This window comes from Reyranella sp., assembly GCF_965249915.1.
Lineage (GTDB): Bacteria > Pseudomonadota > Alphaproteobacteria > Reyranellales > Reyranellaceae > Reyranella.
Map to the genome: position 1 here is coordinate 1,607,640 of NZ_OZ252257.1, position 20,026 is coordinate 1,627,665.

At 65.7% G+C, this 20,026-nt stretch carries 21 protein-coding genes and 1 pseudogene; 20 read left to right on the top strand and 2 right to left on the bottom strand.

The features are described from left to right. Positions 1–2: 2 nt before the first annotated feature. From ACP15H_RS08055 to ACP15H_RS08070, 4 genes are read left to right on the top strand one after another with little or no spacing between them, the layout of a single operon-like run. Positions 3–1,013, top strand: a complete 1,011-nt coding sequence (locus ACP15H_RS08055) for a YheT family hydrolase (RefSeq protein ID WP_425065687.1) — start codon at positions 3–5, stop codon at positions 1,011–1,013. Beyond that, positions 1,010–1,993, top strand: coding sequence for a YheT family hydrolase (locus ACP15H_RS08060; protein ID WP_425065688.1), 984 nt, complete (start codon positions 1,010–1,012; stop codon positions 1,991–1,993). The genes ACP15H_RS08055 and ACP15H_RS08060 overlap by 4 nt, the downstream gene beginning before the upstream one ends. Beyond that, entirely contained in the window at positions 1,990–3,228 is a 1,239-nt protein-coding gene (locus ACP15H_RS08065; RefSeq protein WP_425065689.1) for an MFS transporter, read from the top strand. Before ACP15H_RS08060 ends, ACP15H_RS08065 begins: the two co-directional genes overlap by 4 nt. 12 nt (positions 3,229–3,240) lie before the next feature. Then, positions 3,241–3,384, top strand: a complete 144-nt coding sequence (locus tag ACP15H_RS08070) for a hypothetical protein (protein ID WP_425065690.1) — start codon at positions 3,241–3,243, stop codon at positions 3,382–3,384. Here ACP15H_RS08070 and ACP15H_RS08075 read toward each other — a convergent pair. Both ACP15H_RS08075 and hemB read right to left on the bottom strand, forming a co-directional pair. After that, positions 3,381–3,869: an NUDIX hydrolase gene (locus ACP15H_RS08075; protein WP_425065691.1), complete on the bottom strand. Its 489-nt coding sequence runs from the start codon at positions 3,867–3,869 to the stop codon at positions 3,381–3,383. The genes ACP15H_RS08070 and ACP15H_RS08075 overlap by 4 nt on opposite strands. Further along, entirely contained in the window at positions 3,866–4,876 is a 1,011-nt protein-coding gene (gene hemB / locus ACP15H_RS08080) for a porphobilinogen synthase (protein ID WP_425065692.1), read from the bottom strand. Before hemB ends, ACP15H_RS08075 begins: the two co-directional genes overlap by 4 nt. Positions 4,877–4,967: 91 nt before the next feature. Between hemB and ACP15H_RS08085 the strand changes: the two genes are divergently transcribed. From ACP15H_RS08085 to ACP15H_RS08160, 16 genes and pseudogenes are all read left to right on the top strand, one after another. Further along, on the top strand, positions 4,968–6,107 hold the full coding sequence (locus ACP15H_RS08085) for an isobutyryl-CoA dehydrogenase (RefSeq protein WP_425065693.1): 1,140 nt from the start codon (positions 4,968–4,970) through the stop codon (positions 6,105–6,107). Positions 6,108–6,110: 3 nt separating this feature from the next. Further along, on the top strand, positions 6,111–7,178 hold the full coding sequence (locus ACP15H_RS08090) for an enoyl-CoA hydratase/isomerase family protein (protein ID WP_425065694.1): 1,068 nt from the start codon (positions 6,111–6,113) through the stop codon (positions 7,176–7,178). Between the two features lie 28 nt (positions 7,179–7,206). After that, positions 7,207–8,088: a 3-hydroxyisobutyrate dehydrogenase gene (gene mmsB, locus ACP15H_RS08095; protein WP_425065695.1), complete on the top strand. Its 882-nt coding sequence runs from the start codon at positions 7,207–7,209 to the stop codon at positions 8,086–8,088. Between the two features lie 7 nt (positions 8,089–8,095). Next, positions 8,096–8,782, top strand: a complete 687-nt coding sequence (locus ACP15H_RS08100) for a glutathione S-transferase N-terminal domain-containing protein (RefSeq protein ID WP_425065696.1) — start codon at positions 8,096–8,098, stop codon at positions 8,780–8,782. Further along, the gene (locus ACP15H_RS08105) at positions 8,782–9,273 is read left to right on the top strand and encodes a MaoC family dehydratase (protein WP_425065697.1); all 492 of its coding nucleotides are present in this window, start codon (positions 8,782–8,784) and stop codon (positions 9,271–9,273) included. The genes ACP15H_RS08100 and ACP15H_RS08105 overlap by 1 nt, the downstream gene beginning before the upstream one ends. Positions 9,274–9,293: 20 nt before the next feature. Continuing rightward, positions 9,294–9,578, top strand: a complete 285-nt coding sequence (locus ACP15H_RS08110; RefSeq protein ID WP_422013456.1) for a putative quinol monooxygenase — start codon at positions 9,294–9,296, stop codon at positions 9,576–9,578. A gap of 24 nt (positions 9,579–9,602) precedes the next feature. Then, entirely contained in the window at positions 9,603–10,670 is a 1,068-nt protein-coding gene (corA, locus tag ACP15H_RS08115) for a magnesium/cobalt transporter CorA (protein ID WP_425065698.1), read from the top strand. A 7-nt stretch (positions 10,671–10,677) separates the two neighbouring features. Then, positions 10,678–11,667 (top strand): glutathione S-transferase family protein, encoded by a 990-nt coding sequence (locus tag ACP15H_RS08120; RefSeq protein ID WP_425065699.1) that lies wholly within the window; start codon positions 10,678–10,680, stop codon positions 11,665–11,667. Continuing rightward, positions 11,664–12,551 (top strand): hypothetical protein, encoded by an 888-nt coding sequence (locus ACP15H_RS08125; protein ID WP_425065700.1) that lies wholly within the window; start codon positions 11,664–11,666, stop codon positions 12,549–12,551. The genes ACP15H_RS08120 and ACP15H_RS08125 overlap by 4 nt, the downstream gene beginning before the upstream one ends. A gap of 158 nt (positions 12,552–12,709) precedes the next feature. Further along, positions 12,710–13,795, top strand: a complete 1,086-nt coding sequence (locus ACP15H_RS08130; protein WP_425065701.1) for an ABC transporter ATP-binding protein — start codon at positions 12,710–12,712, stop codon at positions 13,793–13,795. After that, positions 13,792–14,661 carry an ABC transporter permease gene (locus ACP15H_RS08135; protein ID WP_425065702.1) on the top strand — a complete coding sequence of 290 codons (870 nt, stop codon included), beginning with the start codon at positions 13,792–13,794 and terminating at the stop codon, positions 14,659–14,661. Before ACP15H_RS08130 ends, ACP15H_RS08135 begins: the two co-directional genes overlap by 4 nt. Then, entirely contained in the window at positions 14,658–15,488 is an 831-nt protein-coding gene (locus tag ACP15H_RS08140) for an ABC transporter permease (protein WP_425065703.1), read from the top strand. Before ACP15H_RS08135 ends, ACP15H_RS08140 begins: the two co-directional genes overlap by 4 nt. A gap of 13 nt (positions 15,489–15,501) precedes the next feature. Beyond that, positions 15,502–16,548 carry an extracellular solute-binding protein gene (locus ACP15H_RS08145; protein WP_425065704.1) on the top strand — a complete coding sequence of 349 codons (1,047 nt, stop codon included), beginning with the start codon at positions 15,502–15,504 and terminating at the stop codon, positions 16,546–16,548. 7 nt (positions 16,549–16,555) lie between these two features. Further along, entirely contained in the window at positions 16,556–16,915 is a 360-nt protein-coding gene (locus tag ACP15H_RS08150) for a hypothetical protein (protein ID WP_422013470.1), read from the top strand. Next, positions 16,912–19,146: a N,N-dimethylformamidase beta subunit family domain-containing protein gene (locus ACP15H_RS08155; RefSeq protein WP_425065705.1), complete on the top strand. Its 2,235-nt coding sequence runs from the start codon at positions 16,912–16,914 to the stop codon at positions 19,144–19,146. The genes ACP15H_RS08150 and ACP15H_RS08155 overlap by 4 nt, the downstream gene beginning before the upstream one ends. 182 nt (positions 19,147–19,328) lie before the next feature. Further along, positions 19,329–19,968, top strand: a pseudogene (locus ACP15H_RS08160) (IS481 family transposase); the annotation flags it as partial. Positions 19,969–20,026 lie beyond the last annotated feature (58 nt).

A 20,026-nucleotide genomic window follows, 5' to 3' on the forward strand; every position in this document is an offset into this window, starting at 1 on the left:
CCGTGCCCCCGTCCATCGATTCCCTCGATCTGCCGCCTTTCAAGCCGCGCTTTCCATGGTGGGGGCCGGACCTGCAGACGATCGCCATCCGGCTCACGTCGGCACGCGTCTGCGACCTCGCGCCCCACACCAGCGAACGCATGGCCTTCGCCATGGGGGACCGAACCGGCGACATTCTGCTCGGCATGCTCGACCATCCCGTTGAACTGGTGGAGGAGCGACCGCTGGCCGTTCTTATCCATGGACTGACGGGCAGCGAGAACAGCGCCTACATGCTGAACGCGGCCCGTCACCTGCTGGATGGCGGCTACCGGGTGCTTCGGCTCAATCTGCGCGGATGCGGGCCGTCGCGACCGCATTGCCGTGAGCACTATCATGTGGGGCGTACCGCCGACTTCCGTCGCATCCTCTCGCAGCTTCCCGACGACCTGATTGCCAATGGAATCGTCGCCATTGGCTACTCGCTGGGCGGGGCGATGCTCCTCAAGTACCTGGGCGAGGAGGGATCGTTCGCGCCCCTGCGGGGCGCTGCAACCATCTGCGCGCCGATCGATCTGGCCCGTACCTGCAGGCATATGATGCGGGCGCGCAACTGGCTCTATCACACCTATCTGCTGAACGACATGAAGGCCGAGGCGCTGGCGCCCGGCGCGCTGACGTCGCCCGAGGAACGCGAGATCATCAAGTCGGCGCGCAGCGTCTGGGACTATGACGACCGCTTCATTTCCCCGCGCTATGGCTTTCGCGGCGCCGAGGACTACTACGAGCTCTGCTCGCCGCTCGCCTTCATGCCCGAGATCCGCGTGCCGACGATGGTCATCGCCTCGTGCGACGATCCGTGGATTCCCGTCGAGTACTATCGCGAGTTCAACTGGGCGGATAACCCGTCGCTGGTGCCGCTGATGCCGCCCGCCGGTGGGCACATCGGATTCCACGCGCATGACAGTGCCCGTCCGTGGTGTGACCTCGCCGTCGAGAAATTCTTCGACCGTCTTGCTACCATGGAGGGGTGACCCTCGATCTTCCGCCGTTCCGTTCGCGCTTCCCCTGGTGGGGCGCCGACCTCCAGACCGTCGCCAATTTCCTGAGGCCGCCGCGACGCGACCTCGCACCGCACACGTCGGAGCGACTCACGGTCGATCTGCGCGATGGGACGGGCGACAGGCTGGTCTGCACTCTGGACCGGCCCTTGAAACCAGCAAAAGGCGCGCCCCTCACGATCCTCATCCACGGCCTGACCGGTTCGCAGGAAAGTTCCTACATGCTCAGCATGGCCCGACGGCTGCTCGACAGCGGTGAACGCGTCCTGCGGCTGAACCTCCGGGGTGCGGGACCCTCGCGCGCGACCTGCGGCGGTCAGTACTACGCCGGCCGCAGCCAGGACTTCCGCGCCTTGCTGGCGAACCTGCCCGTCGAGCTGACGTCCGATGGCGTGCGGGCCGTCGGCTACTCGTTGGGCGGCGCAATGCTGCTCAAATATCTGGGCGAGGCGGGCGAGACGGCCCCCGTTGTCGCGGCGGCGACGGTCTGCGCCCCCATCGACCTGTCCGCGACCTGCCGCCGGATGCTGCAAGGGCGCAATTTCATCTACCACCGCCATCTGCTCGGCCAGATGAAGGTCGAGGCGACGGCGGCAGGGGCCCGCCTCGAGCCGGCCGAGAGATCCGCCATCCTTGGGGCCCGCTCGGTCTGGGAATACGACGAGGTCTTCATCGCACCTCGCCACGGCTTCGCCGGCGCGGAAGACTATTACGAGCGCTGCAAGCCGGTTCGCTTCATGGCCGGCATTCGCGTGCCGACCCTGGTGCTGGGGGCGCTCGACGATCCGTGGATTCCCGGCGCGCTCTACAGCGGTTACGATTGGGCTGGCAATGAGGCGCTCACGCCCTTGCTGCCGGCGCAGGGCGGCCATGTCGGCTTCCATGGCGCCGGTAGCCCTCTGCCCTGGAGTGATCTCGCCGTGGCAACCTTCTTTGGAATCGATCGGGCATGACGAGGCAGGACGGCAGTCTGGACGCGCTGAACTTCTTCCTCGCCGATGTGCGCGACGGGCTGGGACCCTATCTCGCAATCTACCTGCTCACGGTCCAGAAATGGGACGCGGCCAGCATCGGCGTGGTCATGTCGATCGGCGGCATTGCCGGCATCCTGGCCCAGACGCCGGCCGGCAACTTCATCGACGTGACACGCTACAAGCGCGCGGCCGTCATCGTCGCGGCGATCGTGGTGACGGCCTGTTGTCTCATCCTGCCGCTCGCCCCCGGCTTCCTGCCCGTGGCGATCGCCCAGTCGATGGCCGGCATCGCCGGCTCGATCTTTGCGCCGGCCATCGCCGCCATCACGCTCGGCATGATGGGACCGAAAGCCTTTACGCGCCGCACGGGACGCAACGAGGCGTTCAACCATGCGGGCAACGCGGTTGCGGCCCTCCTGGCGGGCGGCGCGGCCTATTTCATGGGGCCGATCGCGGTCTTCTATCTGATGGCGGCGATGGCGGTCGCGAGCATCGTGGCTACCCTCATCATTCCCGCCGGAGCCATCGACCACGACGTGGCGCGTGGCCTCGATGACGGAAGCCATCATGGCAATGCGAGACCGGCCGGGATCGTAGCGCTGTTCGAGCATCGCTCCCTGCTGGTCTTTGCGGGAAGCGTCGTGCTCTTCCACTTCGCCAACGCCGCGATGCTTCCGCTCGTTGGCCAGAAGCTCGCGCTCGTGAATGAGGGGCTCGGAACGACGCTCATGGCGGCCTGCATCGTGATTGCGCAGCTCGTCATGATCCCGGCGGCCTTGCTCGTCGGCGCCAAAGCGGATGATTGGGGGCGAAAGCCGCTGTTCCTTGCCGGCTTCCTCATCCTCGCGCTGCGCGGGGCGCTCTACCCGCTGTCGGACGATCCCTACTGGCTGGTGGGCGTGCAGGCGCTGGACGGCGTCGGTGCCGGGATTTTTGGCGCGCTGTTCCCGGTGGTGGTCGCCGACCTCACGCGGGGGACGGGACGCTTCAACGTCAGTCTGGGCGCCATTGCGACGGCGCTGGGCCTCGGGGCGGCGCTCAGCGCGACTTTTGCCGGCCTGATCGTGGTCATGGCCGGCTATTCGGCGGCGTTTCTGGCCCTGGCAGCGATCGCGGGGATCGGGCTGCTGATCTATGCCGCCTTCATGCCCGAGACGAAGCCTGTTTCAGGACAGGATGCGGCATCGATCGTCGGGCAGACGAGGCCATCATGAGGATTTTCGGAGATGGGTGAGGCGGAGCCAGTGGCGATGATCGTGGGCGTAGCCTGTTCCCTGGTCGCGCTCGTGCTGGCATGGCGCGCCTATCGCGGCGCGTCGGAGGAGCAGGAGCGGCGCAGGCGCGAGCGCGAGGATCGCGACCGTCGTTAGCTGAGGGCCAGCGGCTCGGTGGGCGGCCCGTCGCGGAGAAGGGCCGCGAGGCGGGTGCCGAGGTCCATGGGCTCGAAACGCTCGCTCGAGGCCGCGATCTCGTCGGCGGTCCACCAGCGATGGCCGAGCGTCCAGCTCCGTTCCGTTTCGTCGAGGCCCGACGTGTCGATCTCGCTGCGGTCGGTGCGCGCCAGGAAGAAGCGCTCCCGGTGCAGAACCTCCCTGCCGCGCCAGCTCATAACCCGCTCGCGCTTCCAGACCCAGCGGGGCGTGCCGATCACCGGCAATTTGGTTTCCTCGCCGGCCTCGCGGACGGCGGCCTGCGCATAGTCCTCGCCCGGATCCACCATGCCGCCGATCATCACCCAGAAGGGATCGAAGTGCGGATGGGCCGGGTCGAAGACCTTGGGATCGTGGACGTTGAACAGGAACAGCCGGTCCTGCGGATCGAGCAGGATCAGGCGGGCCGAGGGGCGCTCGATCATTTGGATTTGAGCAGCCGCGCCGCGTCGATTGCGCCATAGGTCAGGATGCCGTCGCACCCGGCGCGCTTGAAGCCGGTCAGCGTCTCGATCAGCACCTTGTTCCAGTCGAGCCAGCCGCGATCGGCCGCGCCCTTCAGCATCGCGTACTCGCCGCTCACCTGGTAGGCGTAGGTCGGCACGCCGAACGTGTCCTTCACGCGCCGCACGATGTCGAGATAGGGCAGACCCGGCTTCACCATCACCATGTCGGCGCCTTCCTCGATGTCGAAGCCGACCTCGCGCAGCGCCTCGTCGGAGTTGGCGTAATCAATCTGGTAGGTCTTCTTGTCGCCCTTGAGGGCACCGGAGCTGCCGATGGCGTCGCGGAACGGGTTGTAGAAGGCCGAGGCGTACTTGGCGGCATACGACATGATCTGTTCGTGCTGGTAGCCCCTGGCGTCGAGGGCCGCGCGGATGGCGCCGATGCGGCCGTCCATCATGTCCGACGGAGCCTGGATGTCGGCGCCGGCCTCGGTCTGGACGATCGCCTGCTTGACCAGCGCCTCGACCGATTCGTCGTTCAGGATGCGACCGTCGCGCACGATGCCGTCATGGCCGTCGCTGTTGAACGGGTCGAGCGCCACGTCGCAGACGATGCCGATGTCGGGGACGGCTTTCTTCACCGCGGTGATGGCGCGGCAGACGAGATTGCCCGGATTGTAGGCCTCGCGCGCGTCGGGCGTCTTGGCCTTGGGGTCGGTCTCGGGGAAGATCGCGATGGCGGGAATGCCGAGATCGCGGGCTTCCTTTGCGGCCTCTGCGAAGAGGTCGATCGAGAGGCGGTCGACCCCCGGCATCGAGGAAACCGGCGTGCGGGCGTTCTGGCCCTCCTGCACGAAGACGGGCCAGATCAGGTCGTCGACGGAGAGCTTGTTCTCGGCGACGAGGCGACGGGACCATTCCTCACCGCGATTGCGGCGCAGGCGGGTCGTGGGATAGCGGCCGAGGGTCGTGAAACGGGCGGACATGAATGGCCTTATCGCGCGAACGGGTAGGGGCCGCAATGCGGCTCCTTTTCCTGCAGAAACGTGGCGCCAGAGTTGATACGGTCTCGGCCGCATGGATTTCAATCTCTCAGAAGACCAGCTGGCCTTCCGCGATACGGCCCGGCAGTTCGCGGCCGACCGCATGCTGCCGCACGCCGCGCGTTGGGACGCCGAGAAGATCTTTCCCGAAGAGGTGCTGCGCGAGGCAGCGGCGCTGGGCTTCGGCGGCATCTACGTGCGCGACGATGTCGGCGGCAGCGGCCTCAGCCGCTTCGACGCGGCCCTGATCATGGAGGAGCTGGCGGCGGCCTGTCCCAGCACGGCGGCCTATATCTCCATCCACAACATGGCCGCCTGGATGATCGACGCCTTCGGCGACGACGAGCAGCGCCGGCGCTTCCTGCCGAAACTCTGCTCGATGGAGCATTTCGCCAGCTACTGCCTCACCGAGCCCGGCGCCGGGTCGGATGCGGCGGCGCTGGCCACGCGGGCCGAGCTTCAGGGCGACCACTATGTGCTGAACGGCAGCAAGGCGTTCATCTCGGGCGGCGGGCGCAGCGACATCTATGTCGTGATGCTGCGCACCGGCGGGCCGGGGGCCAGCGGTGTCTCGACCCTGGTGGTCGAGGCGGGAACGCCCGGCCTCTCGTTCGGCAAGCAGGAGAACAAGCTCGGCTGGAACAGCCAGCCAACGGCGTCGGTTATCTTCGAGAATTGCCGGGTGCCGGTGGCCAACCGTCTCGGGCCCGAAGGCCACGGCTTCAAGATCGCGATGATGGGGCTCGACGGCGGCCGCATCAATATCGGCGCCTGCTCGCTGGGCGGCGCGCGTGCCTGCCTGGAGACGGCGTCGCGCTACGTCCTGGAGCGCAAGCAGTTCGGCAAGCCGCTGGCCGACTTCCAGGCGACCCAGTTCAAGCTGGCGGACATGGCGACGGAGCTCGACGCGGCACGCCTCCTGATCTGGCGGGCGGCCTCGCTGCTCGACCAGAAGTCGCCCGAGGCCACCCAGGCCGCGGCCATGGGCAAGCGCTTTGCGACCGACATGGGCTTCCGCGTGGTCAACGAAGCGCTGCAATTGCATGGCGGATACGGCTACTTGAAGGATTTCCCGCTGGAGCGCTATCTCCGCGACCTGCGCGTGCACCAGATCCTCGAAGGCACCAACGAGATCATGCGCGTGATCATTTCACGCCGTTTGTTGATGGGATGAAGAATGTCCGAAGCTGAAATTCTGTTCGATGTGAAGGACGGTCTGGGCGTCATGACGCTGAACCGTCCGAAGGTCCTCAACTCCCTGTCGCACGGCATCATCCTCGAGATGGAGCGCGTGATGCCGGAGTGGGAGAAGGATCCTTCCATCAAGGCGGTGGTCCTGCGCGGCGCCGGCGATCGTGCCTTCTCCGCCGGCGGCGACGTGGCGGGCCTTTATCGCGAAATGCGCGACAATCCGTCGGGCACCCTGCGCCGCGACTTCTTCCGCGACGAATACATCGTCAACCGCCGCATCTACCGCTACGCCAAGCCGTGGATCTCGTTGATCGACGGCATCAACATGGGCGGCGGCGTCGGCCTGTCGGCGCACGGCTCGCACTCGGTGGTGACGGAGAAGTATCTCTTCGCCATGCCCGAGACGACCATCGGCCTCTTCCCCGATGTCGGCGGCGGCTATTTCCTGACACGCCTGCCGGGTGCTCTGGGGACTTTCCTCGCGCTCACCAGCTACCGCCTCAAGGCGGCGGATGCCGTGTGGGCCGGCATCGCCCATGCTTTCGTGCCGAGCGCCAGGATCGACGAGCTGCAGGCCGCCCTCGGCGCTGCCGACCTTTCGGGCCCGCGCGCCAACGAGAAGGTCGATGCGGTCATCGCCCAATTCCAGGTGGATGCCGGCGAGCAGACGCTGCCGGCGCTCATGGAGGAGATCGACCGCTGCTTCTCGGCCGAGACGCTGCAGGAGATCGTCGCCAAGCTGAAGAAGTCGAACAGCGAGTTCGCCCAGAAGCAGCTGGCGGCGCTCATGAAGCTCTCGCCGCTGTCGATGGCGATCACGCTGGAGCAGCTCAAGCGCTGCGCCAACCGCTCGTTCGAGGACACGATGACGATCGAGTACCGCATGTCGCAGCGGTGCATGCAGAAGGGCCACGACTTCTTCGAGGGTGTGCGCGCGCTGCTGATCGACAAGGACCAGAAGCCGCAATGGAATCCCCCGACGATTGACGGCGTTACCCGCGCCCTGGTCGAGGAGCACTTTCAGCCGGTGTCCAACGATCTGTTCTTCGACTAGGCGGCAGCAAGCATAAACGGAGGAAACCATGGCGAAGATCGCCTTCATCGGTCTCGGCAACATGGGCGGCCCGATGGCCGCCAACCTGGCAAAGGCGCAGCATCACGTCGTGGCGTTCGACCTGTCGGACGCGGCCGTGGCGACCGCGGTCGAGAAGGGGGCGCACAAGGCCTCCTCTGCTGCCGAGGCGGTGAAAGGCGCGGAGATCGTCGTCACCATGCTGCCGGCGGGCAAGCATGTGCGTGAAGTCTACGAGAAGGACGTTCTGCCGAACGTCGCCAAGGGCACGCTGCTGATCGACTGCTCGACCATCGACGTCGAGAGCGCGCGCCATGTGGCGGCGCTGGCGGAGAAGGCCGGCCTCGACATGGTCGATGCGCCGGTCTCGGGCGGCGTCGGCGGCGCCACCGCGGGCACGCTGACCTTCATGGTCGGCGGCAGCGAGGCGTCCTTCGCCAAGGCCAAGCCCATCCTGGAGAAGATGGGCAAGAACATCGTCCTGGCGGGCGTGAGCGGCGGCGGCCAGGCCGCCAAGATCTGCAACAACATGATCCTGGGCATCTCGATGATCGCCGTCAGCGAGGCCTTCATGCTGGCCAAGCGGCTGGGCCTCGACGCCCAGAAGCTGTTCGACGTGGCCTCCACCGCCTCGGGCCAATGCTGGTCGCTGACCAACTACTGCCCGGTCCCCGGCCCGGTGCCGGCGTCGCCGGCCAACCGCGACTACCAGGCGGGCTTCACGGCGGCGATGATGCTGAAGGACCTCATGCTGGCCCAGCAGGCGGCCAATGCCGCCGGCGCCAGCACGCCGCTGGGAGCCGAGGCCGCCCAGCTCTTCAGCCTGTTCGTGAACTCCGGCAACGGTGCCAAGGATTTCTCCGGCATCATCACGATGCTGGACGGCAAGTGAGGGCCGCATGATCACGCTCTACGACCTGGCCTTCGACGACGATCGTCGTCCCAGCCCGTTCTGCTGGCGGGCCAAGTTCGCGCTGGCGCACAAGGGCCTCGACTACACCAACGTGCCGATGGGCTTCACGGAGAAGGAAAAGATCGCCTTCGCCGATTCCAAAACCGTGCCGGTGATCAAGGACGGCGAAAAGCCGGTCAAGGACAGCTGGGCCATCGCGGTCTATCTCGACGACATGTACCCCGAGAGGCTGCTGCTGAAGAGCGAGATGGGCCGTTCCTACGCGCGCTTCATCAACGGCTGGACGGATACGGTGGTCAACGCCGGCGTCTTCCCGCTGATCATCGGCGATCTCTATGACCGGGTGCGACCCGAGGACAAGGAATACATCGCCCAGTCGCGCGGGGCGCGCCTGGGCACAACGGACTTCGCCTCCTTCCAGACACAGGCGCGGGAGAAGGGGCTTGCGGCTTTTCGCGCGTCGCTCGAACCGGCGCGCCGGGCCTTGCGCGAGCAGAAGTTCCTGTCCGGTGCCGAGGCGGCCTATCCTGACTACATCCTCGCGGGCACCTTCATGTGGCCGCGCACCATCAGCCCGCTCGAACTGCTGGAAAAGGATGACCCGGTGTATTCGTGGCGCGAGCGCATGCTCGACCTGTTCGACGGCATGGCGCGCAAGGCGAAGGCTGCCTGATGCCGGAGACCGATACCAAGCCGTTCGATCCCGCCGAGCATCGTTTCGGACCGGCCCACTGGTTCGAGGATCTCGAGGTCGGCCAGAAATTCTACATCAACTCGCGCACCCAGACCGAGGCGCTGTTCTCGGCCTTCCAGCTCGCCAGCGGCGACAATCATCCGATCCACTACGATCGCGAATACTGCAAGGCGCTCGGGCACCGGGACATGCTGGCCCACGGGCTGCAGGTCGCCATCCAGGGCGCGGCCGGCGGCGGGATCTTCCCGCATTTCGTGGGCGAATCGCTGATCGGGTTCCTCGAACAGTCCTCGCGCTTCCTGAAGCCGGTCTATGTCGGCGACACGCTCTATCCGATGCTTCAGGTGACTGAGCTGAAACCCGGACGCACCACGGGCGTCGCCGTGTTGAAGCTGACCATCCACAACCAGAAGGGCGAACTGGTGTGCGATGGCGAGCACAAGTATCTTTTGAAGAAGAAGCCGCAATAGAGACGGCAGGAGGAGAGAGTATGATCGGCGTCATCGCGAAACTGACCATCAAGCCCGGCACCAACGCAGACTTCGAGGCGACCATGAAGGCCCTTCAGGCCAAGGTTCATGCCGACGAGCCGGGCAACAAGCTCTATGCGCTGCACAAGACGGCCGACGTTAACGTCTATGTCATGCTGGAGCGCTACGAGAACCAGGCGGCGCTGGAGGCCCATCGGGCCGCGCCGCATTTCAAGGAACTCGGCCGCAAGCTCGGCGACTATCTCGCCGGCCGCCCCGACGTCCAGGCGATGGAAGAAGTCTGACCGCTATAGGGGGCGAGTGAGCGCATGGACGGGCTTTTTCGCCGCCACACCAAACCCGGTACGGCTCCCGGCACGCTGGCCGGGCGCGCGCCGGTTCCCGACGAAGCGCTCGATTTCACCCTTGTCGAATACACACAGGACGAAGTCGAAGTCCTGCACGAGGTGGAAGTGGACCAGTGCCGCTTCCATCTCGGCACGCCCGGCCATACCTGGATCGATGTCGGCGGGCGGCCCAGCTCGGAAATGCTGCGCAACCTCGGCATGGCGTTCAACCTGCATCCGCTGGCCCTGGAGGACGTGTTCCACTCCAACCAGCGCAGCAAGCTCGATCTCTACGAGGGGCAGGGCTTCATCGTCCTGAACGACCCGGCCTATGAAGACTGTGTCCTGAAGGGCCAGCAGGTCAGCATCTTCTTCGGCGACAACTACGTCATCTCCTTCCACGACCTGAAGGCCGATATCTTCAAGCCGGTGCGCGACCGCCTGCAGACCGCGGGCTCGCGGCTGCGCATGTTCGGGATCGACTATCTCGTCTATGCGCTGATCGATCTCGTGGTCGACCGCAAGTTCCCGCTGATCGAGGCCCTGTCGACCCATCTCGAGGAGCTGGAAGAGGAGGCGCTCGGCCATCCGACAAAGGACACGCTGGCGCATATCCATCAGGCCCGGCGGGCACTCGTGGCCTTCCATCGCATCCAGTGGGCGGAGCGCGAGACCGTGCTCGCGGTGATGCGGCCCGATGTGCCCTTCATCATGCCCGAGACACGGACCTATCTGCGCGACTGTTTCGACCATGCCGTCGCCGTGCTCGACCTGGTCGAGAGCTACCGTGAAATGGCCAATGGCCTGATGGAAGTCTATCTCATGGACTCGTCCAACCGGATGTCCGAGGTCATGAAGACCATGGCAGTCATCACCGTGTTCTTCATGCCGCTCAGCTTCCTGGCCGGCATCTACGGCATGAACTTCGACCGCGACACCGGCAACATGCCCGAGCTGGGATGGAAGTACGGCTACGATTTCTTCTGGGTGATGGTCGTGGTCATCGTGTGTTCCATCTTCTTGTGGCTGAAGCGCAAACGCTGGATTTGAGACTGCCATGACCTACCGGATCTACGGCTCCGAACTGTCACCCTATTCGGTGAAGGTGCGGTCCTTCTTCCGTTACAAGAACCTCGATCACGAATGGATCCCGAGGTCGCCGGCGGTGCAGGCAGAGTTCCAGAAATACGCCAAGCTGCCGCTCGTGCCGCTGGTCGTGACGCCGGAAGGCGAGGGCATCCAGGATTCGACGCCGATTCTCGAACGCTTCGAGGCGTCTCATCCCGAACCGTCCGTGACGCCTGCAGATCCCGCGCTCGCCTTCGTCTCCGCGCTTCTCGAAGAATATGGCGACGAGTGGGGCAACAAGTGGATGTTCCACTATCGCTGGCGCTACCAACCCGACGCCTGGTCCACAGCCGAGCGCATCGCCCAGCAGATGATGGGCGCGCAAGGCACGCTTGCCGTGGCGCAGGCCCGGGCGGCGGTGGCCGAGCGCATGATGGGCCGGCTGGGTTTCGTCGGCTCGAATGCAGCGACCGAGCCGCTGATCGAAGCCTCGTTTGCCAAGGCGCTGGGCCTGATCGAGGCGCATCTTGCGTCGCGGCCCTACCTGCTGGGCGGCCGGCCCGCGATGGCCGATTTCGGTCTCTGGGCACAGCTCTACGAGGCCGCGACCGACCCGACGCCGGGCGCAATGATGCGGGAGGCGGCGCCGAACGTGATGGCCTGGGTCCAGCGCATGCTCTCGCCCAGGACCGAAGGCGACTTCGAAACACTGGGCGACCTCGCGCCGACGCTGACGCCGCTTCTTTCACGAGAAGTGGGCGCGCTCTTCCTGCCGTGGTCGGCGGCAAACGCGGCCGCGATCGCACGCGGCGACAATAGCTTCAGCATGAGCCTCGGCGGCGCGGCATGGACGCAGGAGCCGCAGAAGTATCACGCACGCTCGCTGGCGGAGATCCGCCGCAAGTACATGGAGGCCAAGGACACGCTCGGCCTTGAGGCGATTCTACGCGAAAGCGGCTGCTTGGACTTTCTATCTTGAGCTACGATCTTTTCTTGAGGCCGCGCAAGGTTGCCATCGGCAAGAAGGACTTTGAAGCCTATTTTCAGGATCGGCGCTTCTATGACGCTGAGGCCGGGCATGCGGCTTACAGCAACGAAGAGACCAAGGCTTATTTCAGCTTCGAATGGGTCGACGCGCGAGATGACGAAGAGGGCGAACTTTATCCCATCGCGTTCAACATAAACTACTTTCGACCTAGCTACTTCATTATGGAAGCGGAAATCGAAGTGTCGGCTCTCGTACGGGCATTCGATCTCGTTGTTGACGATCCCCAGTGGAAAGGGATGGGCAAGGGTGAGTACGACGCGGAAGTACTAATGTCCGGATGGAATGCTGGAAACGAATCGGCCTACGACATTTTCCTCGAGACGCCTGAGCAACGGTCTCATCTTCGCACTCTGCCCAGTGCAACGGTTCTTCAGGCATGGCGCTGGAATTTCGAGAGGGATGCACGTCAACAGAGCGTAGGGGACACCAAGTTCGTACCGCTTATTCAGTTCCTCGAAGTCGAGGGACAGATGACCTCCGCGATGGTTTGGCCGGAAGGTGTTCCGTTGGTGGCGGCTCCCGTGGACAGGTTCATCCTCACCGGCGAAAACCTCTTGCGTCGCCGCCCTGACTCGACGAAAGCCCGGCGTCATCTGCCCTGGGCCGAAGCGATTCAGATCTTGGCGCCATTCATCAAACAGGCCCCCGGGCCCGTGGTTACCTTCGACTACGACGAAATGCCTTCCGAAGTCCTCGATTTGCTACTCAGGCGGTCGTCAGAGCCGGTGTCATCCACTATTTGGCCGCAAGATCGGGTGCTCGATCGCGAGATTGTCGAGCGAGCGCTTGAGAGATTGCCAAGAAATTCACGCTGACCTGGGGAGGAAGTACGCGATGCCCGCCGACACCAAGGCAGGCAGCGTGCCGGGATCTCGAGCGCTCAAGCAGCCCCGCTTGCTCTGCCCTGCAAATATGAGGTTGTGTCCGGCGTCGGCCGCTCATTAGGATGCGTGCGGTAGCAGGCGGGGCAGAGTTGCGTACAGGCACCGGAAATGGCGAGCATGTCGGCGTTCACGAGCTGGTAAAGCGCTACGGCGACGTCGCCGCCGTGGACGGGGTGACGTTCGGTGTGCGTACTGGAGAATTCCTTGCCCTGCTGGGACCCTCCGGGTCGGGCAAGACGACGGTCCTGATGAACATCGCGGGGTTCGACTTCCCCGACTCCGGGCGCATCGAGATCGGTGGGCACGACGTGACCTGGACTCCGTCCCACAAGCGCAATCTCGGCATGGTGTTCCAGCGCTACACCCTGTTCCCGCACATGACCGTGCTGGAGAACATCGCCTTTCCGCTCCGCATGCGGAAGATCGGCCGCGCCGAGCGTGAGGAACGGGCGCGCGCGGCCCTCAGGACCGTGCGATTGGATGGGTACGGCGAGCGCAAGCCGGCCCAGCTGTCGGGAGGCCAGCAGCAGCGCGTCGCGATGGCGAGGGCCGTCGTTTACAATCCCGAAGTCCTGCTGATGGACGAACCGCTCTCCGCGCTCGACAAGAATCTGCGAGAGGAAATGCAGATCGAGATCAAGCATCTGCAGCGCGAGCTGGGCGTGACGGTGATCTTCGTCACGCACGATCAGACCGAGGCTCTCACCATGGCCGACCGCATCGCCGTGCTCGATCTCGGCAAGCTGCAGCAGCTCGATACGCCCAAGGCCCTCTACGAGCAGCCCAACTCCGCCTTCGTCGCAGGGTTCATAGGCGAGACCAATTTCTGGCCGGCCGTCTCTTCGGGCGACGCCGCAGCCGGAAGCGAAGTCGGTGTCACCCTCGAGGGAGGAGAGCGGGCGAGCGTCACGGCGGCGGATGCCATACGGGGCGGACAGAAGGTCAGGGTGGCGATCCGCCCGGAAAATATCCGTCTCTCGGGCGACGGTGCCGGTCTGCAGGCCACGGTCGAAGAGGCCATCTATGCCGGCAGCGTCACGACGCTCCTGCTGCGGAGCAAGGGGCCGACGCTGCGCGTCCGGGTCGGGCCCGACGGTTCGCTCGGCGAGCCGGCGCCCGGCACTCCCTTCGCCTTGGGCTGGCAGACGCGCCACGCCCGCGCCTACGCCGCATGACCGCCCGGCCATCGCGCTTCATGCTGGGGGGCCGGACCTACAGTCCGGCCGCAAGCCTGCTGCTCGCGACGCCGTTCCTGCTGGTTCTGTTGCTCGCGTTCCTGCTGCCGCTCGGCATGCTCCTGCGCGAGAGCCTGTTCGTGCCGTCCTTCACGGTCGAGCACTATCGCCGGGTGTTCGATGAGCCCGTCTATCTCCGGGTGATGTACCGCACGATCAGGATATCGGCGCTGGTGACGCTGATCAGCCTGCTGCTCGGCTATCCGCTGGCGGCCCTGATGGCGCGCACGCGCGGCTTGATGCTGAACCTGCTGCTGGTCGCCGTCCTGCTGCCGCTGTGGACGTCGGTGCTGGTGCGCACCTACGCCTGGCTCGTGCTGCTGCAGCGCAACGGCGTCGTCAACGACCTGCTGACCGGCCTCGGCCTGGTGGACGCGCCCATGCAGCTCCTGCGCACCGAGGGCGCGGTCGTGCTGGCGATGAGCCATGTGCTTCTGCCGTTCGTGGTGCTGCCGCTCTATGCCACGCTGCGCGCCATACCGGACGACTATGCGCGGGCCGCCCGGATGCTGGGCGCCAACGGCTTCGCGGTGTTCCGCCACGTCACCCTGCCGCTGTCGATGCCCGGGATCACGTCGGGATGCGTGATGGTGTTCCTGCTGGCGCTGGGATTCTTCGTCACGCCCGCGCTGATCGGTGGCCCGCAGCAGATGATGCTGGCCACGCTCGTTCAGCAGCAGGTCACCGAGCTGCTGAACTGGCCCTTCGCCGGCGCCATCATCGGTGTTCTGTTGCTCGCGGTGCTCGGGCTGATGATCGTCTTCCACCGTGTCATCCGGCTCGACCGGTTCGTGGGGCAGTCGTGAGGAGGCGGTCGGAACTGACGGCGGGACGGCTGGCGGCGAACGCTTTTGCCTACGGTGTCGCCATCTTCCTGCTCGTGCCGACGGCGTTGATCGTGCCGATGTCGTTCGGGCCCGATCGCTACCTGAAGTTTCCGCCCTCGGGCTTCACGCTCGAATGGTACGCGGCCTATTTCTCCGACCGGGACTGGCTCGATGCGACCTTCTTCAGCCTGCGCACCGCGGTGCTGACATCGATCGTCGCGACCGTCGTCGGCGCGCTGGTCTCGCTGGCTCTGGTACGCGGCCGGCTTCCCGGCAAGCCCGTGTTCGAGCTGCTGGTGGTGGGGCCGGTGATCGTACCCAACATAGCGATCGCCATCGCGACCTACCTGGTGTTCGACGGGCTGAAGCTCACCGGCACGACGCTCGGCTTCGTTGCCGCCCATACCGCGCTCGCGATGCCGTTCGTGGTGTTCACGATCCTGGCGTCGCTGCATCGCTTCGATGCCGATCTCGAGCGCGCGGCGCTGTCGTGCGGCGCCAGTCCGCTGCAGGCCTTCACCTGGGTCACGCTGCCTCAGATTATGCCGGGCATCGTCTCGGCAGCGCTTTTCGCCTTCATCATCTCGTTCGACGAGCCGGTGATCTCGTTCTTCATTTCGGACCTCGATCATCGCTCGCTGCCGCGCAAGATGTTCGAGGATATCGACTACAATGTCTCGCCGACCCTGGCCGCCGTGGCCACGGTCCTGACCGGGCTTACCGTACTGGCTCTGGTCGCCGGTCACTTCGCCGGCCGCGGCCGGCAGGCCTCGCCCGGTGCGCGCCGGCCGACTTCCGGGAACTGAACAGGAGAGCAGCATGAAATTGACCCGCCGCACGATCCTCGGAGCCACCGCCGCCTTTCCCTTCATCTCGACGGCCCGTGCCGCCGGCGGCGAGGTGATCATCGCCACCACCGGTGGGCTGATGACCAACAGCCTGCAGGCCCACTTCTACAAGCGCTTCGAAGCCCAGACCGGCATCAAGGTTCGCGCCATCGCCATCGAGCTTCCCGACCAGTGGGCGCGGGCGATCGCCGGGGCGCGCAGCGGCAGCGTGCCGTTCGACGTGGTGACCGCCACGCCGCCCGACCTGATCCAGCATGCGAGCCTTCTGCAGCCGCTCGATTGCGCCGCCATGCCCGGGATCGTGGCCAATGCTTTGCCCGGGAGCTGCACGCCGGCCGGAATCATCCGGACGGTGGGCGGGATGGCGTTGACCTGGAGCAAGAAAGCCTTCCCGAAGGGCGGACCGCAATCGTGGGCCGATTTCTTCGACGTGGCCAAGTTTCCCGGCCCGCGCTCGCTGCCCGATACCGGGGACCGCGACTGGTGGGTGCCGCTGGCCGCCCTGATGGCCGACGGCGTGCCGCGCGACAAGCTGTTCCCCATGGACGTGGACCGTGCCTACCGCAAGCTCGACACGATCAAGAAGGACGTCGCGGCGTGGTGGAAGAGCGGCGACAATTCCATGCAGATCCTGCGCGGCGGCGACGCCGTCATGAGCATGCTCTATTCGAGCCGTGCCGTTCCCCTGGCCAAGAGCGGCGAGTTCGATTTCACCTGGAACGGCGCCATCCGCGATACCGGCAACTGGGCGGTGCTGAAGGGCGGGCCGAATACCGCGAACGCCATCAAGTTCCTCGATTTCTTCGTCCAGGACCCGTCGGAGCACCTGCCGTTCAGCAACGAGGTGAGCTTCGATTCAAACAACAAGGAAGCGGCGGGCAAGGTGCCGGCCGAGGAGCGGCGCTTCCGGCCGAGCTATCCCGAGAACTACGACAAGCTGATCATCGCCGACTATGCGTGGATCGCCGCCGATCGCGCCAAGCTGCGCGAGCGCTGGATCAGCTGGCTCACCAAGTAGGCCGCCCGTGCTCGTCACCTATCCCGAGGCCGCACACTGGCCGATCGACCCCGACCGGCTCGACTTGGTCGAGGAGTTCCGGCGTCAACCCCGCGGGCCGCATGGCGATGAGCTGCAGAAGCTGCTGCATCGTCTGCGGTGGGCGGGCGATCCCGACCAGCCCGGGCGCTATGTCCTGATCGTCACGCAGCCCGGCAAGGAATGGATGCTGGGCCGCCTGCCGCGCCAGCGCGGCAAGCCGATCGAGCTCATGCGCAATCACGTCTTCACCTCCATCGCCGAGGCGGAGTGGGAGGTCTTCAAACTGCGCTGGGAAGCCGTTACCGGCCGCACCCTGCCGCCGCATCTGAGTGAAAAACTGGCATGACCGATACGACCTCCGTTCTGGGATATGCGTGGCCGATGGTGGTCTCGCCGGGCGAAGAAGTGGCCTTCCATCTCTCCAGCCCTTCCGTATCGAAGGCCGAGGCCGCCCTGGTGCGCGTGCGTTGCGGCGATCCGGATCCCGCGGGGCCCGGAATCCGGGTCCACGAGATGGAAGTACCGTTCGAGCGCACGGTATCTCTCGCGCACCAGGTCATCCGGCCGGGCTCGTGCGCCATCGTGGCCGACGCGCCGGCGCTCACGTCGTTCCAGTCGTTCACCGTCGGCGCTTTCATCTGGCCGACCATGCCCGGAGACCGCGCCCAGACCATCCTGTCGCGCTGGAGGGAAGATACGCAGGAGGGCTGGCGGCTCGGCCTCGACGCCGGAGGCCATCTGGAGTTCGTCGTCGCGGCCGGCGGCCGGACGTGGCGGGTTGCCACGGGGGCGGCTCTGTTGTCGCGCGAGTGGGTGCTGGCGGGGGCAAGCTGGGACGCCAAAGCCGGTCGCCTTGCGGTCATGGTCCGCAGCGCCGACGCGCAGGCCGGCCGGGATCGCTCCGAGTGTGTCGAGGCCGCGGGCCCGACCCAGCTTGAATGGCCGGCCTCGGTACCGATCGTGATCGCGGCCCAGGCCAGCGACGGCGGCGGCCAGCTGTTCGACGGCTTCTACGACGGCAAGATCGACCGGCCTCGGCTCCATGCCAGCGTGCAGCCGATCGACGGGCTGCACCGGCTTTGCGAAAGCGTGAACTTCCCGATGGCCGACGCGCGACTGATCGCGGCATGGGATTTCTCGCGGGAAATGGCGAGCGAAAGCGTGACCGACCTTTCGGCCCACCACCTCCATGGCAGGCTGCGACAGATGCCCACGCGCGGCATGACCGGCGCCAACTGGGACGGCAGCACGGACCGCTGGACCGACTGCCCCGAACAGTATGGCGCCATCCACTTCCACAGCGACGACATGGCCGACGCGGAGTGGGAGCCGACCGTGCGCTTCACCGTCCCGGCGGAATGGCGCAGCGGTTTCTATGCGCTGCGACTGCGGGCCGAGGCGGGCGACGAGCCGGTCGAGAGTTTCGTCGGGTTCTTCGTGCGCGCCGAACTGGGCAGGCCCCGTTCGAAGCTCGCCTTCGTGGCTAGCACCGGCACCTTTCTCGCCTATGCCAACAGCGCGCTACGGTTGGACCAGGTCCACGCCGAGGCGATGCTCGAGGGCGTGCTGACGCTGTCGCGGGACGATGTCTATATCCAGGAGCATCGCGAGGTCGGCCTGTCGACCTACGATACGCATGCCGACGGCAGCGGCTGGAGCATCAGCAGCGCGCGACGGCCCATTCTCAACATGCGGCCGCGCGGCAACGTGTTCAATTACGGCAACGATACCCACTTCATCGACTGGCTCGAGGAGACGGGTCAGGATTACGACGTCATCACGGACGACGACATCCACCGCCACGGCGTCCAGGTGCTGGCGCCCTACACCTGCGTCGTCACGGGGTCGCACCCGGAATATATCAGCCGCGAAGTGTGGGAGGCGTTCGACGCCTATCAGCGCGGCGGCGGGCGGCACATGTATCTGGGCGGCAACGGCTTCTACTGGCGCATCGCCTATCATCCGACCGTGCCGCACACGATCGAGATGCGCCGCGGCATGACCGGCCTGCGCACCTGGGAAGGAGAGGCGGGCGAGACCGCGCTGGCCTTCACGGGCGAGCCGTCCTCGACCTGGCGCAGCAATGGCCGTCCGCCCCAGCGACTGGTCGGTGTCGGCTTCGACGGCCAGGTCTTCACCCATTCCTCGCCCTACCGCTGGCTCGATGGCGCAAAGGATCCGGCGCTGGCATGGCTGACCGACGGGATCGATCTCGCTGCGCCGCTGGGCGACTTCGGCCTGCGCGGCAACGGCGCCGCCGGCGTCGAGATCGATCGCGTGGACTGGTCGCTGGGGTCGCCTCCCGGCACGGTATGGCTCGCGACGGCCGACCGGCTGGGCTATGGCGGCACCCCCGCACCGGAGGAGATCCGCACCCTGCATCGTGGCGTGATGGGGGACCAGAACGCGCAGGTGAGGGCCGATCTGGTCTATTTCCCGACGGCCAACGGCGGGGCGGTCTTCTCGACCGGATCGATCGCCTGGGTCTGTGCCCTGTCGCACGCGGGCTACAGGAACAACGTGAGCCAGCTCACCGGCAACGTCCTGAAGCGATTCCTCGACCCGACCCCGCTGTGACCTTGGGCGGAGCCGGGCGGACGCATGCGACACGCCGGGCTCGCGGCGAATAAACGAAATAAACGCAATAAACGAAACAAGCGAAGCCAGTGTCGCACCCCCGGATTCGGCGCCGGGAGCGAGCGATGGCGCAATAAACTTGCCATCCGGTTCCGCCTCGGAACTATTCCGGCGGCTGGTTACGATACAGCATCGATCCCAAGACCGTCGCCAAGTGGAAAAAGCGCGACTCCGTCGCTGATCTGAAGACGGGGCGGAAGGACGCGAAGTCGACAGTGGCTTCGGTCGAGGACGAGGCGATCATCGTCGCCTTCCGCAAGCACGCTCTTGCCCCTCGACGACTGCCTGTATGCCCTTCAGGCCACGATACCGCACTTCACCCGTTCGCCCTTGTCTCCAGCGCCACGATATCTTGCGGTTGCCTGACGTCGAAGACGGCAAGGCCAGGAAGCGCAAGTTCAAGGCCTATCCCATCGGTTACTTCCACATCGATATCACCGAAGTTCGCACCCAGGAGGGACGGCTCTACCTCTTCGTAGCCATCGGCCGAACTTCAAAATTTGCCTTCACCGATCCCCGGGGCACGCGTTGGACGGCAGCGGCGATCAAGGAGCTGATCGCACGCAACGAGCCCTTCCGCTACGAGACCCACGATCAGCGTCGCAGCCATCTCGCCGACTTCGTCACAGCCTACAACTTCGCCAACCGCCTCAAGACCCTCAAAGGCCTCACGCCCTACGAGTACATCTGCAAGCTCTGGACGAAGGAGCCTGACCGATCACCCTCAGCCCGCTCCAGCAAATGCCGGGACTAAACATCTAGCGCGCCCTTCGCGAGCCGCCTGTTCGAGGTGCTGCCGCGCTGCGGCTACAGCGAAACC